This window comes from Campylobacter sputorum (assembly GCF_002220775.1).
Classification (GTDB): Bacteria; Campylobacterota; Campylobacteria; order Campylobacterales; family Campylobacteraceae; genus Campylobacter_F; species Campylobacter_F bovis.
Window position 1 is genome coordinate 363045 of the sequence record NZ_CP019685.1, and the last position, 15025, is coordinate 378069.

General features: G+C 31.3%; 13 protein-coding genes and 1 tRNA gene. 12 read left to right on the forward strand and 2 right to left on the reverse strand.

What is annotated here, in order from left to right:
* The first annotated feature begins 76 nt into the window (after positions 1–76).
* Genes gatA through CSPB_RS01925 form a run of 6 tightly spaced genes read left to right on the forward strand, consistent with a single transcriptional unit; the run spans position 77 to position 5640 of the window.
* A complete protein-coding gene (gene gatA, locus CSPB_RS01900) occupies positions 77–1435 on the forward strand; it encodes an Asp-tRNA(Asn)/Glu-tRNA(Gln) amidotransferase subunit GatA (protein ID WP_089192936.1) in 1359 nt (452 codons plus the stop codon).
* Between the two features lies 1 nt (position 1436).
* Entirely contained in the window at positions 1437–2891 is a 1455-nt protein-coding gene (gene guaB, locus CSPB_RS01905) for an IMP dehydrogenase (RefSeq protein WP_089192937.1), read from the forward strand.
* A complete protein-coding gene (gene metX, locus CSPB_RS01910) occupies positions 2891–4009 on the forward strand; it encodes a homoserine O-acetyltransferase MetX (RefSeq protein WP_089192938.1) in 1119 nt (372 codons plus the stop codon). The genes guaB and metX overlap by 1 nt, the downstream gene beginning before the upstream one ends.
* On the forward strand, positions 3999–4190 hold the full coding sequence (gene xseB, locus CSPB_RS01915; protein WP_089192939.1) for an exodeoxyribonuclease VII small subunit: 192 nt from the start codon (positions 3999–4001) through the stop codon (positions 4188–4190). The genes metX and xseB overlap by 11 nt, the downstream gene beginning before the upstream one ends.
* A 32-nt stretch (positions 4191–4222) precedes the next feature.
* Entirely contained in the window at positions 4223–4981 is a 759-nt protein-coding gene (locus CSPB_RS01920) for a carbon-nitrogen hydrolase family protein (RefSeq protein ID WP_089193902.1), read from the forward strand.
* Positions 4981–5640, forward strand: coding sequence for a HesA/MoeB/ThiF family protein (locus CSPB_RS01925; RefSeq protein WP_089192940.1), 660 nt, complete (start codon positions 4981–4983; stop codon positions 5638–5640). Before CSPB_RS01920 ends, CSPB_RS01925 begins: the two co-directional genes overlap by 1 nt.
* A 26-nt stretch (positions 5641–5666) precedes the next feature.
* Here the strand turns inward: CSPB_RS01925 and gltS are convergent, their stop codons facing one another.
* A complete protein-coding gene (gene gltS, locus CSPB_RS01930) occupies positions 5667–6884 on the reverse strand; it encodes a sodium/glutamate symporter (protein WP_193625332.1) in 1218 nt (405 codons plus the stop codon).
* 327 nt (positions 6885–7211) lie between these two features.
* Here gltS and petA point away from each other — a divergent pair, with 327 nt between their 5' ends.
* Genes petA through CSPB_RS01950 form a run of 4 tightly spaced genes read left to right on the forward strand, consistent with a single transcriptional unit; the run spans position 7212 to position 13512 of the window.
* Positions 7212–7715: a ubiquinol-cytochrome c reductase iron-sulfur subunit gene (gene petA / locus CSPB_RS01935; protein ID WP_089192942.1), complete on the forward strand. Its 504-nt coding sequence runs from the start codon at positions 7212–7214 to the stop codon at positions 7713–7715.
* A gap of 10 nt (positions 7716–7725) precedes the next feature.
* Positions 7726–8985, forward strand: a complete 1260-nt coding sequence (locus CSPB_RS01940; protein ID WP_089192943.1) for a cytochrome b — start codon at positions 7726–7728, stop codon at positions 8983–8985.
* Between the two features lie 3 nt (positions 8986–8988).
* Positions 8989–10008, forward strand: coding sequence for a c-type cytochrome (locus CSPB_RS01945; RefSeq protein WP_089192944.1), 1020 nt, complete (start codon positions 8989–8991; stop codon positions 10006–10008).
* Positions 10009–10065: 57 nt separating this feature from the next.
* Positions 10066–13512 carry an acyl-[ACP]--phospholipid O-acyltransferase gene (locus CSPB_RS01950; RefSeq protein WP_089192945.1) on the forward strand — a complete coding sequence of 1149 codons (3447 nt, stop codon included), beginning with the start codon at positions 10066–10068 and terminating at the stop codon, positions 13510–13512.
* 10 nt (positions 13513–13522) lie between these two features.
* Here the strand turns inward: CSPB_RS01950 and queC are convergent, their stop codons facing one another.
* Positions 13523–14185 (reverse strand): 7-cyano-7-deazaguanine synthase QueC, encoded by a 663-nt coding sequence (gene queC, locus CSPB_RS01955; protein WP_089192946.1) that lies wholly within the window; start codon positions 14183–14185, stop codon positions 13523–13525.
* Positions 14186–14257: 72 nt separating this feature from the next.
* Here queC and ybeY point away from each other — a divergent pair, with 72 nt between their 5' ends.
* Positions 14258–14662 (forward strand): rRNA maturation RNase YbeY, encoded by a 405-nt coding sequence (gene ybeY / locus CSPB_RS01960; RefSeq protein WP_033916560.1) that lies wholly within the window; start codon positions 14258–14260, stop codon positions 14660–14662.
* Positions 14663–14694: 32 nt separating this feature from the next.
* Positions 14695–14770 (forward strand) — tRNA-Val (locus CSPB_RS01965).
* The last annotated feature ends 255 nt before the right edge of the window (positions 14771–15025 follow it).

The window sequence follows — 15025 nt, forward strand, 5'->3', positions numbered from 1 at the left end:
TAGTATTTACGCTACTAATTATATTTGCAATTATATATTTTGGCATATTGTTTGTAAATAAACATAAGGAGAATTAGTGATAACTTTAGAAGAAGCTTTAAAACTAAGTAGTGATGATATAAAAGAACTTAAAAAAGATCTTTTAGATAAAATTTATAAAAACAGAGAAATTGGTGCTTATATAGAGCAATTTACAAATGAGCCTATAAATGAAAGTGGAGACGGTGTTCCTATCGCTATAAAAGATAACATTCAGGTAAAAAATTGGAGTATAACTTGTGCTTCAAAAATACTTCAAGGTTATGTTGCTCCATACAATGCCACAGTTATAGATAAAATTTTAAAATCAGGTTTATCTCCATTTGGTAGAACAAATATGGATGAGTTTGCTATGGGCAATACGACAGAATCATCATTTTATGGAAAAACTCTAAATCCACTTGATCGTTCAAGAGTTCCTGGTGGAAGTAGTGGCGGAAGTGCAGCTGCAGTTGGTGCAGGGCTTGCAATAGCTGCTCTTGGAAGCGATACTGGTGGTAGTGTAAGACAACCTGCCGCACTTTGTGGTTGTGTTGGATTTAAACCAAGTTATGGTAGAGTAAGTAGATATGGCTTAGCAGCTTATTCTAGTAGTTTGGATCAAATAGGACCAATTACACAAAATGTAAAAGATGCTGCAATTTTGTATGACATGATAGCTGGTTATGATCCAAAAGATAGCACAAGTGCAAATTTAGAGCATATTAGCACATCTGATAAATTAGATAGTGACAAAAAATTTACAATATGTGTTATAGAAAACTACTTAAAAGAAGCAGATCAAGATACTCAAAAAGCACTGAATTTAAGTATAAATAAACTAAAAGAAGCAGGACACAATATAGTTTATAGAAATTTTGTTAATTCAAAATACGATGTTGCAGCTTATTATATAATTGCAACTGCTGAAGCAAGTGCAAATTTAAGTAGATATGATGGTGTCAGATACGGCAATAGAGCTGATTGTGATAGTTTGTCAGATATGTATATAAAAACAAGAAGCGACGGTTTTGGTGATGAAGTAAAAAGAAGAATACTTCTTGGAGCCTTTGTTTTAAGTAGTGGATATTATGATGCTTACTATGTAAAGGCTCAAAAAGCAAGAGCTTATATAAAAAAAGAGTATGAAGATATATTTAAAATCGCAGACCTTGTTTATCTGCCAGTAACTCCAAAAGTTGCACCTAAATTTGGAGATCTTTGTGATCCATTAACTTCTTATCTAAGCGATATTTATACAATAGGTGTAAATTTAGCAGGACTGCCAGCTATTAGTGTTCCTGTTGGAAAAAATGCAGATAATTTAAGCATAAGTGCGCAATTTGTAGGGAAATCTTATGATGAACAAAGTGTTCTTGATGGTGCATATAGTCTTGAAAAAATTATAAGGGGATAAAATGAAATTAAGAGAAAAAAGGGCTTTAACTTTCGAAGATGTTTTGCTTGTACCGCAATACTCAGATGTTTTGCCAAAACAAGTTGATATAAAAACTAAATTTAGTAAAAATGTATCGTTAAATATACCTTTGGTTTCAGCGGCAATGGATACAGTAACTGAACATAGAACTGCTATAATGATGGCAAGACTTGGAGGAATAGGAATTATTCATAAAAATATGGATATAGCTTCGCAAGCTAAAGAGATAAAAAGAGTTAAAAAAAGTGAAAGTGGAGTTATAATAGATCCAATTTTTATAAGACCAGATGCTAAAATAAAAGAAGCCCTAGATCTTATGTCAGAAGTTAGAATTTCTGGTGTTCCTGTTGTTGATGAAAACAGAACTTTGATAGGAATTTTAACAAATAGAGATTTAAGATTTGAGACAAATTTCGATAAATTAGTATGTGATGTGATGACAAAAGCCCCTTTAATAACAGCACCAAAGGGATGCACACTTGATGATGCAGAGGGAATTTTTAAAAACAATAAAGTAGAAAAACTCCCAATTGTTGATGAGTTAGGTAGATTAAGCGGACTTATAACCATAAAAGATCTTAAAAAAAGGATAGAATATCCAGACTCAAATAAAGATAAATTTGGAAGACTTATTGTTGGAGCAGCTATTGGAGTAGGACAATATGATAGAGCACAAGCTTTGGTAGAAGCTGGTGTTGATGTTATGGTTATTGATTCTGCTCATGGACATTCAAAAGGAATTATCGATACTTTAAAAGAGTTAAAAAAGAGATTTAGTAATGTTGATATAGTTGTAGGAAATGTAGCAAATTATGCCAGTATCAAAGATTTGGCAGAAGCTGGTGCTGATGGTATAAAAGTTGGTATTGGACCCGGAAGTATTTGTACAACTAGAATAGTTGCTGGCATTGGTGTACCTCAAATTACAGCTATTGATGATTGTGTAAAAGAAGCCGATAAATACGGCATTCCAGTTATTGCAGATGGTGGCATAAAATACTCTGGAGATCTTGCTAAAGCTTTGGCAGTTGGTGCAAGTTCTGTAATGATGGGAAGTATATTTGCTGGATCAGATGAAGCTCCTGGAGATCTTGTTACTCTTCAAGGTAGGCAATATAAAGTTTATCGTGGTATGGGCTCTATAGCTGCAATGACAAGAGGAAGTGGTGATAGATATTTTCAAGAAGGAACAGCGAAGGAAAAACTAGTTCCAGAGGGGATTGAAGGAAGAGTTCCTTACGCTGGAAGTATAAGAGCCATAGTTCACCAACTAATTGGCGGGCTTAGAAGTTCTATGGGGTATTGCGGAAGCAAAGATTTAGCTACATTTAAACAAAAAGCGGAATTTGTAGAAATAACAAGTGCAGGCCTTAGAGAAAGTCATGTTCATGATGTTATAATAACACAGGAAGCACCGAATTATAGAGTAAATTAGTGCTAAATTTACGTACTAAAAAAGAGCACTTTAAAGAGCCATTATATCTAGAGAGTGGACGAATACTAGCACCATATGATCTTGTTTATGAAACATATGGTGAGCTAAATTTAAAAAAAGATAATGTCGTAGTTGTTTGTCATGCTTTAACAGGGTCTCATCATGCAGCTGGTAAATATGAACACGATAATAAATTTGGCTGGTGGAATGACTTAATAGGCGATAATAAAGCCATAGATACAAATAAATTTTTTGTTATTTGTATAAATATACTAGGCTCTAGCTTTGGCTCAACTTCGCCTCTTAGTATTGATCCGCATACTAAAAAAAGATATGCTCTTAGCTTTCCTGTTTTAACAATAAGTGATGTCGTTAAAGCACAAATCAATCTTTTTAAAAGATTGCAAATAAATAGTGTTTATGCGGTTATAGGCGGTTCTTTAGGCGGTATGCAAGCACTTTGCTATGCCATAGAGTATCCTAAATTTGCTAAAAATATTATCATTTTAGCTAGTTCATATCAAACCAAACCATGGGCAATAGCTTTTAATACAATTTCTATTGAAGCTATTAGAAATGATCCTGAGTTTAAAGATGGCAATTATGATGAAAAAGAAATAGCTCAAAAAGGCTTAAAAGGTCTTGCTTTTGGTAGAATGGCTGGACATATAAGCTTTCTTTCGCCAACTTCAATGGATAAGAAATTTGGTAGAAATTATGTTCCAACAGATGGTATTTATGAGCTTTTTGGAAGATTTCAGGTAGATAATTATATGCAATACAATGGATTTAGTTTTTCAAAAAAATTTGATCCATTGTCTTACATATATATAGCAAAAATGATGAATATTTTTGATTGCACAAGACACTATGATAGTCTTGATAACGCATTTAGTAAAATTGAGTCATATCTTACTTTGATTTCTTTTAAAGGAGATATTTTATTTCCTCCGAATTTGATGTTTGAAATGTATGAAGTTATGAAAAAAATAGATAAAAACAGGGTTAATTATGTTCAGATAGATAGTGATTACGGACATGATGCCTTTTTAGTCGAGATAGATAAAATAGAGCCATATATAAAAAATGTTTTAAAAGGAGAAAACCATGGAAAATGATAATTTTGAAGAAAAACTAAAAAAAATAGATGAAATACTCAATGAGCTAAATAGTGAAGATATAAATTTACAAAATAGTGTAAATATTTATAAAGAAGGTATAAAACTTTTAAAAGAAAGTAGAAAAATACTTGAAGATATAAAGTTAGAAGTTGAGTATATAAATAAGGATGAAGAGTGAAAATTTGTGCTCTTCAACTGCCAACGCTTCCTATGAGTTCAGCAAGGTTGGATTATTATCTTCAAATTTGTGCAAATGAGGGTGTAGAGCTAGTTTGTATAGGTGAGTATGTTCTAAATAACTTTTTTAGAGATCTTGTAAAAATGCCAAAAAACCTTATAAAAGAGCAAAGTGATATGAGAAAAACTATCATGAATGATCTTTGTAAAAAATATGATATAAGCATAGTCGCACCACTTATATTGCAAAAAGGTAGAGGATTTGTAAAAGTTTGTGCTAAATTTTCTAAGAAGCAAAATAAATTTTATGAACAAAATTTTCTTATGCCCTATTCTCATTGGGATGAAAAGAGCTTTTTTGTAAATTCACTTACTAAAGTAAATATTCCAACATTTAACATAAATAGGATTAAATTTGCTATTATCAATGCTTATGAGACAAACTTTGATGTTTGTTGGCAAGAGATTATGAAAAAAAAAGTAGATGTTGTTATAACACCTAGTGCTTGTACATTTTTTAGCGAAACAAGATGGAAAGAACTTTTAAAAACAAGAGCTTTTACAAATTCGATGTATGTTCTTAGGATAAATAGAGTTGGAGAACATAAATACGAAAATGAGATATGGAATTTTTATGGACAAAGTATGCTAATAAATCCTTTTGGTGATATTGTAAATGAACTTGGAAAAGATGAAGAAATGCTTATAGTTGATATAGACAAAAAAGAGATAAATAAGGCTAGATCTTTGTGGAAATTTAGTGATCAGTTAAAAAATATTGAGGTTTTATAATGAATGAGTATTTTCTTAGACAAATTGCACTTTGGGGAGAAGATACTCAAAATTCCTTAAAAGATAAAAAAATAGCTATAATCGGTAGTGGCGGTCTTGGAAGCTCTCTTGGTTATGCACTTTCATCAAGTGGTATAGGAGAGATTTCTATAGTGGATTTTGATACAGTAAGTTTGCATAATATCCATAGACAAATACTTTTTGGTATGGAGGATATTGGAAAATACAAGGCTGAAGTTTTTAAAAAAAAGCTAGAAAAAAGATATAATGGCGTAAAAATAAATGTATATTTAGAGGATTTTTGTGTTTGGAGTAAAAGAGAACTGAAATATGATCTTATTTTAGATGCAACCGATAATATGCCAACAAGAGTTATGATAGATACTTTTGCAAAAAATACCAATACTCCTTGGATATATACTAGTGTTGAAGGATTTAATGGACAAATTTGTTTTATTGATAAAGCCAAGTTTGATTTTGTAAAGATAAATGATAGAAAACCAGGCGGTATAACTACACCAATTGTTATGTTTATGGCATCATTTGAAGCAAATTTAGCTATAAGGTATTTGGCAAATTTGGATGTAAAAAAAGACATGTTTTATTATTTAGATATAAGTAGCGGGGAACTTAATATAAATAAATTTAAAATAATTTAGAAGCGAAATCGCTTCTAAATGCATACTTAACCAAATACTGGTAAAAATAAAAATAGTTTAATAGTTAAGGCGTTTGCTATATCAACAAAAAATCCGCCCATTATAGGAACAACGATAAATGCTATTCTTGATGGACCAAAGTGATCTGTTACAGACTGCAAATTTGCTATAGCTGTTGGCGTTGCACCCATACCAAATCCACAATGTCCTGCGACTAAGCACGCAGCATCGTAGTCTCTGCCACAAATATTAAATGTAACATATCTTAGCCATAAAATAATTACAACTGTTTGTACTGCAAGAAGCGTAAGTAAAGGAATGGCTAGTTTTGTAAGTTCTATTAAATTTAGAGTCATTATTGCAATTGCAAGGAAGATTGCTAAACTCACATTTCCTATAACGCCAACTTCTCTATCAAAAACCTGATGTATATTAAAATAATGGAATGAGTTTCTAATTATAATTCCACTAAATAGACACCAAACAAAAGTAGGAAGTGCAAAAGCTGTACCTTTTAGGAAAAAGTTAATGGTTGTTCCTAAAAACATAGCAAGAGCAAAAAGACCCAAACTTTTTACAAATGACGAACTTGTTATAAGTCGTTGTTTTTCAGGCTCTGAAAACACCTCATCACTAGTTTGACTATCGCTTTCTTTTTCTGTAGGCTTTAGATTAAATTTTCTAATCAAGCTACCAGCTACTGGACCACCAAATAAACCTCCTGCTATCAACCCATAAGTTGCACTTGCCATAGCGATATCTTTTGCTGCTTCAAACATATATGGTGCTTTCATAAAAGTATCGCCCCACGCAGCACCTGTTCCGTGTCCTCCGCTTAATGTTATAGAGCCAGCTAATAGACCAAGTAGTGGATTTTCGCCCATTAAAGTCATAAGTCCAACACCAACGGCATTTTGAACAAACAAGAATGAACATACAGCAATTCCAAAAAGAACTAGAAGTTTTCCACCTTTTTTAAGACTTGCAAAATCTGCACCAAGACCAACTGATGTAAAGAACATAAGCATAAATGGATCTTTTATAGCTTCGTTAAATTTGATACTTATACCACCTAATGAATATAAAAGAAAAACAAATATAGCAATAACCAAACCGCCCGTTACTGGCACTGGAATATCGTATTTGTATAAAAAATTTGACTTTTTAGTTAAAAATGTTCCAATCCAAAGAACAAAACATACAACAACAAAAGTAGCATAAAAGTCCAAGCTTATAGTTGTTATCTCGTTTGCATTGCTAATAGTAGCAAAAGCTATTTTAGTAACACCTTCTGTCATCAAAACTCCTCTAGTAAGTATTAAGTTGAATTTAGTTGTCGGTTTATAAATTTATAATACATGGAAATGTTTATTAAACCCCATTATTACAATATTTATTTACCGTTCATTCTATCATATAAAATATTAATAAAAATTAAAAAAAATAACTTAATTTTATAAATTTAATCATAAAATGTAATTAAAAAAACAATATCATTTAAATTTAATAATAATTGTTGTAGAATAAATATTTGAGTTTAAAGTCTATAGCTATAGATAGAAAGGAAAAGTATGTCCGAAAAAAACAGTAGGAGAGATTTTATAGGTATATCTTTTGGTGCTGTCGCTGCAATAGGCGGTATATTTGCACTTGGAGCTGTTAAGAAAACATGGGATCCGCTCCCTAGTGTAAAAGCAGCAGGTTTTACCACTGTTGATCTTAGTCCTATAAAAGAGGGTGAAATTTATAATGTGGAGTGGCGTAAAAAGCCTATTTTTGTTATGAAAAAATCAGCTGATTCAAAACCAAATGAAGCTAGAGATATTGTTGTTGGAGATGCTAGATATATTGTCGTAATTGGGCTATGCACACATTTAGGCTGTATCCCAAGCTGGAGTGCATCTAGAAATGAGTTTGTTTGTGCATGTCATGGAGGAGTATTTAATGCTGAAGGCATAAATACTTTTGGACCACCTCCTAGACCTTTGGATATTCCTCCTTTTAAAATAGAAGGAACAACACTTGTTCTTGGCGAAGAAGGTCCTGAATACAAACAACTGATGTCTAAAGCATAAGGGGGAAGTTATGTCGCATATAAAAAAATCTACAAGTTTATTTGATTGGTTTGATCAAAGATTAAATATAGATAAATTTTGGAAAGTTATGGTTAGTGAGTATTGGATACCAAAAAATATAAACTTCCTTTGGGCTATGGGTGTTATTTTGTTAACGCTTTTTATACTTCTTTTTGTTACTGGACTATTACTAGTAATGTATTATAAACCAGATGCCGTTGTGGCGTTTGATAGTGTAAATAAAACTATCATGCAAGAAGTTGAATATGGTTGGCTTTGGAGACATATACACGCAGTTGCCGCTTCTGTTATATTTTTGATACTTTATATTCATACATTTACTGCAGTTTATTATAGATCTTATAAAAATGGTAGAGAGATTATATGGGTTAGTGGTATACTTTTATTTTTGATATTTTCAGCTGAGGCTTTTAGTGGATATATGCTTCCATGGGGACAGATGAGTTATTGGGCAGCTACTGTTATAACTCAACTTTTTGGAGGTATTCCTATTATAGGTGAAGCAGTCGTAGAGTGGATAAGGGGTGATTATGCTGTAAGCGATCCAACTCTTACAAGATTTTTTATGCTTCATGTCTGTTTACTTCCAGTTGTAATCATAGTTGTAATTGCTCTACATTTTTATGCACTTCGTTTTCCACATGTAAATAATCTTGATGGAGAAGAGATAGATTTTGAATTAGAAGCTGATAAATATCTAAAAGGTAATACTAAAGAAGCTAAAGTTATACCATTTTGGCCAGGATTTTTAGCAAAAGATTTCATGTATGTTTGCATATTTATGATATTTTTCTTCTATTTGGTAGGATTTCAGTTTAGCTTTGCAATGGATCCTATAAATTTTGATCCCGCAAGTCATTTAAAAACACCTCCACATATTTATCCTGAGTGGTATTTTTTATGGCAGTATGAAATTTTGCGCGGATTTTTCTTTGATGTTGGACCACTTAAAGCTGCAGATATAGGACTTATGGCTTTTGCATTTTCTGGGGTTTCTCTTATATTTATACCTTGGCTTGATAGAAGCAGTGTTGTTGCTCCTGCACATAAAAACAGAGCATATTTCATATGGTTTTGGGTATTAATGATAGTTTTAATAGCACTTACTATTTATGGTAAGTTGCCAGCCGATGGAGTAACTTTTGGCATTAGCAATACTTATATAGGTTTTGTTCTTTCTATAAGCTATATAACATTATTGCTTGTATTTTTACCTCTCATTACTATAGCCGAAAGAAAAAGGGGGTAGCTTATGAAAGAGTTAAAGATATTAATTATAGTTTTATTTATGGTATTAGTTACATATTGGGGAGTTGAGCCTTTGGCACACTCTGTTATGAATCCGCACACATCTTCTGTAAGTTATGATTTTTCATCTTCAGATAAAGAATTTGTCAATAAAAAAGTAGATTTAGCAAATGTGAATATTAAAAAAGCTGACAATGATGAAGTTAACCTAAATTTAGCAAATAAAGAGCTTGCAAAAGCTACAAATTTAAAAACAAGATATGATGAACTTTGGGGTAAAGTTGATAACATTGACTTTTCAAAAGGAAATATTGCATCAGGAGAGCAAATATTTGCTATGGCATGTGCGAGTTGCCACTCTTTAAAAGTAAAAGGTTTGCCTAATCCTATGGGTGATGATAAAACAGCAAGTGAAGCTATAGGAGTGGTTCCGCCAGATCTTAGTTTGGCTGGTTATTTGTATGATGATAAATTTTTAGCCGCCCTTATACTTGAACCAACTTTAGCTTTAAAAGTATCTCATGTATTTAACGATGAAAAACCTTTTCCTATGACTCAATTTTTTGGTCTTGGTGGAGATATAAATCAAGAAGTTGCAGATATAATAGTTTATTTAAATTCAGTTGCTCCAAAAGAAGTTAGCAATAAAGAAGTTTTTGATAATGCTTGCCAAAGATGTCATGATATGAAATATGACAATATGTATGTTTTAGGAGATAGATTGAGTCTTAAAAACTATATGGGATCAAATCCGCCAGATCTTTCTATGATGATTCGCTCAAAAGGTGAAACTTATTTACATAAATTTATAAATGATCCTCAAAAAATGCTTCCAGGCACTGCAATGCCTAGAGTTGGGCTTAATGAAAAAGCAGAAACACAAGTTGTAGAATACATACAAAAAGTTGGGGATTCTAAAAAAGATGAAAGAGAATCTGTTTCTATAAAAATCATGATTTATTTTGCTATAATTTCTGTTTTTGCTATACTTTGGAAAAGAAAAATTTGGAAAGATTTGCATTGAAATTTATCCCCAAAATAAGGGGATAAATATTTCTTAGATAGAAATGTAAAGGGAATTATGGATTCTATTTTTTCAAAAAAGGGTTTTATACCTTATCTTGTTGTTATGTTTATAAATGCTGGAGTGGATTTAGGTCATAAGATAACAATACAAAATATTATTTTAAAATACTATGATGGCGATACTTTGTTATACCTAAGCCTATTAGTAAATGCTATGATTTTGTTTCCTTTTATATTTTTATTTTCACCATCTGGCTTTTTAAACGATAAATTTTCCAAAACGATTGTTACTAGAGTTTGTGCTATTATCGGGGTACTATTTACATTTTGTATATTAATAAGTTATATTTTTGGATGGTTTTATATTGCTTTTATATTTACGCTATTTTTAGCTATGCAAAGTGCAATTTATTCTCCTGCTAAATATGGTCTAATAAAAAATTTACTAGGATCTCAAAATTTAGGTAGTGGAAATGGCGTTGTACAAGCTGTTACTATAGTATCTATACTCTTAAATTCATTTATGTTTTCTATATTTTTTGAAATGTTATATAGTGGCACAAGTCCTAGTGAAATTATGAGTTCTGTATGGTTTATAGGTGTTATTTTATTTGTATTATCAATTATAGAAGCATATTTTACATTTAAAATACCATATTTTAAAGCAGTTTCTATTGAAGAGAATTTTGAAATTAAGAAATATCTTAATTTAACATATTTAAATCACAATTTGAAATTTATAAAATCTAATAAATCTATATTTCTTTGCATACTTGGATTATCCGTATTTTGGGCTATTTCACAAATAATAGTTGCGACTTTTCCTGCACACTATAAAGCTATGACAATGGATTCAAATGTAGTAATAATACAAGTAATACTTTCAGTAAGTGCAATAGGAATAATCATAGGCTCAGCAATAGCAGCAAGTTATTCTAAAAAACATATAGAGCTTGGCATTGTTCCATTTGGCGCACTAGGTATTTCTATGGCTCTTTTTTTATTATCGGGAAGTAAAGATATTTTTTTATTTGCATTATCATCACTAATTTTTGGTATAAGCGGAGGTGTTTTTATTGTTCCTTTAAATGCGGCTATTCAGTATTTCGCAAAAGAAGAGCAAATGGGGAAAATTTTATCTGGCAATAACTTTTTACAAAATATAACTATGGTTTTTGCAATAATATTTTCAATGTTTTTTGTTAAATTCGGACTTACTACTATTGGCTTATATCTGATTTGTGCTATGGCTACACTTTTTACAGCAATTTATTGTGTAAAAGAGTTGCCACATCTTTTTAGTAGAATACTGCTTTTACCTATACTAAAGCAAACTTATAAAGTAAATGTTAATGGACTTGATAATTTGCCATTAAGGGGTGGCGTTCTTCTTCTTGGTAATCACATTAGTTGGATCGATTGGCTTGTTTTGCAAATTGCTACACCAAGACCTATTAAATTTGTAATGTTTAAAAGTTTTTATAATCACTGGTATATAAAATGGTTTTTTAATTTATTTAAGGTTATTCCAATAGGAAATGGCATAAATAAAAGTGCCATAGAAGCTATAACTAAAAGGCTTAATAATGGCGAAGTAGTAGCTCTTTTTCCAGAAGGTAGGATATCATATAATGGTCATTTGGGTGAATTCCAGCAAGGTTTTGAGCTTGCTGCTAAAAATGCAAATTGTGTTATTATTCCATTTTTTATAAGAGGACTTTGGGGTTCAACTTTTTCAAGAGCTAGCAAAGGATACAAAGAGTTAGCAAATATTGATGGAAATAAGCAAATAAGTGTAACTTTTGGAAAGCAAATGAGCAATACTTCAACTGCTAGTGCCGTTAAAAAAGTTGTAAACGAGCTTTCTTTTTATAGTTGGGGTGAGTATGTAAATAGCTTGGATCCAGTGCATTTTAACTGGATAAATGTTGCAAAATCTCATCTTTTTAGAAGAGCTATTGTTGATTCTACAGGTCTAAAACTAAATAATCTTAAATTTATAACACTTGTTTTGGTGTTATTTTCTAAATTTAAAAACTCATTTGAGAATGAAAAACATATAGGCGTTATACTGCCGAGTTCCGTTTTTGGAAGTGCTATAAACTTACTTCTTTTAATAAAAGGAAAAGTTATTATAAATTTAAACTATACGGTTAGTGAAGAAATGATGATAAAATGCGTCCAAAAAGCTGACATAAAAAGCATTATAACTTCTAGAAAATTTGTTGAGAAATTAGCAGATCGTGGTTTTAATCTGCAAAATAGCATTGGAGATAAACTAATATATCTTGAGGATATTGCAAAAAGTATAGAGAAAAAAGATAAAATTTTGGCGTTTTTAAAGGCGTTTTTTATGCCAGCATGGCTTATAAAACTTACACATTTTGAGCCAGTTGATATAGGGGAGACTGCCACAATTGTTTTTAGTAGCGGAAGTGAAGGTGAACCAAAGGGTATAAAAATAACACATAGAAATTTAATGGCAAATATTAAGCAGATTGCTGGTGTTTTAAATAAACAAAAAAGTGATGTTATAATGGCTACTTTACCGCTTTTTCACTCCTTTGGCATAACAGTTACTACATTTTTACCATTAACAGAAGGCATAATGAGTGTACATATTCCAGATCCAACAGATAGCTCAACTATAGGCAATATGGCTGCAAAGTATAACGCAACTATACTTCTTGGAACTTCAACATTTTTTAGACTTTATAATAAAAGCAAAAAGATAAATTCTTTAATGTTTGCCAATCTTAGGATAGTGGTAGCAGGAGCTGAAAAGCTAAAAGAAGATATTAAAAAAGAATTTAAGATGAAATTTGGTCATGAAATTTATGAGGGTTATGGAACTACAGAAACTACACCTGTAGTTAGTTGCAATATGCCAAACTCATTAGATCCTGACTTTTTTACCGAACTTGTCTTTAATAAGCCTAGAACTGTTGGTTTGCCACTTCCAGGAACTGTTATAAAGATAGTTGATCCAAAAACATTAGAAGAATTAGACATAGGCGAAGAAGGGTTAATTCTTATAGGTGGTCATCAAGTAATGGAGGGCTATTATGATGATATGGCAAAGACATCAGATGTTATTGTAAAGATAGATGGGATTAGATACTATAAAAGTGGCGATATAGGCTTACTTGATAAAGATGGTTTTTTAAAAATTACAGATAGAGTTTCAAGATTTGCTAAAATTGGTGGTGAGATGATAAGTTTGGCAAGCGTCGAAGAAAAAGTATCAAATGCCCTAGGAGAGGATATAGAGATTATTTGCGTTAGTGTAGAAGACGAGAAAAAGGGTGAAAAGATAGTTCTTTTATACAAAGGAGAAATTTTGCCAAATGAAGTAAGTTTAAAACTTAGGGCTTCACATGTGCCACCATTAATGCTTCCATCTTCTATATATAATCTTGAAGAGATGCCGCTTCTTGGAAGTGGAAAAGTGGATTTAAAAGCCGCTAAAAACCTAGCAAGAGCGCTAGAATCCAAAGAGTAAAAGATTTATTTTACTCTTTGTATGGAATTTTATCTTTAAAACCAGCTTTTTTAAAGCCATTTAGTCTAAGCCTACAACTATCGCACTCGCCACACGCTTTATCTTCACTCTCATAACAGCTCCAAGTTAATTCTAATGGTACATTTAAAGATATAGCTTTTTTTACGATATCTGCTTTACTAAGATGAACAAGAGGTGTAATAATCTTTGTTTCTTTTGTGCCTCTTCCTAAATTTATACTACGCTGCATACTTTTTATAAACTCTTCGCTACAATCAGGATATCCACTACTATCTTCTTCAACAACACCTATAAATATCGCATCACAATTCTCTTTTTGAGCAAGTGCTGCTGCAATGCTTAAAAAAACTCCATTTCTAAAAGGAACATAGGTTATTGGTATGTCATTACTAATGCCGGTTTTTGGAATTTCTAAATTTGTATCAGTTAATGCATTTGCACCGATTTGTGATATAAAACTAACATCTAAAATTTCTCTTTTTTTGATGTTTAAATCATCGCATATTTTGCTAAAACACTCTCTTTCTTTATTCATAGTTCTTTGATTGTAATCAAAGTGAAGTGCAACTATCTCATAACCCTCATTTTTCGCCATATATGCACAAAGTGTGCTATCCATTCCACCACTTATTATACAAAGTGCTTTTTTCATATTATTCCTATTGTTAAATTTAATAAAAATTATAGCTACATTTGGTAAAATTTGCTTTAAAAGGTGTAGATAATGATTATTTGTGATGATAAATATCCCAAAATTTTAGATGAAATTTTAAAATTTTTAAGCAATGATGATGTCGAATTAGTATTTGTTGATTGCGATGAAATGCGTAGAATAAACAAAGAAAATAGAAATATAGACAAAACTACAGATGTTTTAAGTTTTCCTTTGGAGTTTGTTTATGGTTCAGTTTTAGGAAGTATAGTTATAAATTTGGATTTAGTTAGCAAAAAGGCAAATGAGTTAAATCATACAAATGATGATGAAATAGCACTTCTTTTTACGCATGGATTACTTCATATTTTAGGTTTTGATCACGAAATTGATAGTGGCGAAATGAGACAGCAAGAAGCTAGAATTATAGAGCATTTTAACTTACCGCCAAGTCTTATAGTTCGCACACAAGGATAGTTTAAAAAAGTATATGGTAAAATCCAGATTTTGGTCCCGTAGCTCAGTTGGTAGAGCACTACCTTGACATGGTAGTGGTCGATGGTTCGAGTCCATTCGGGGCCACCACCAAACCATTTTTCTAATTACAGCTACTTCTGTTTAATTCTTTTTATTATATAATTACTTCTAAATCATTATGGTAATTTATAGGGTAATTCTTGTTTTATAAAAGTAATTTTGTTTTTATGGAGTAAAAAATGGCAAAATTAGTGTTGCAAACTTATTTTAGACAAATATCACTCAAAAGTGTGTGCTCACGGATTTAGAGCCACATTTAAAACCATCTGTTCGTTGCATATAACAGATCTTGTAAAATTTAGT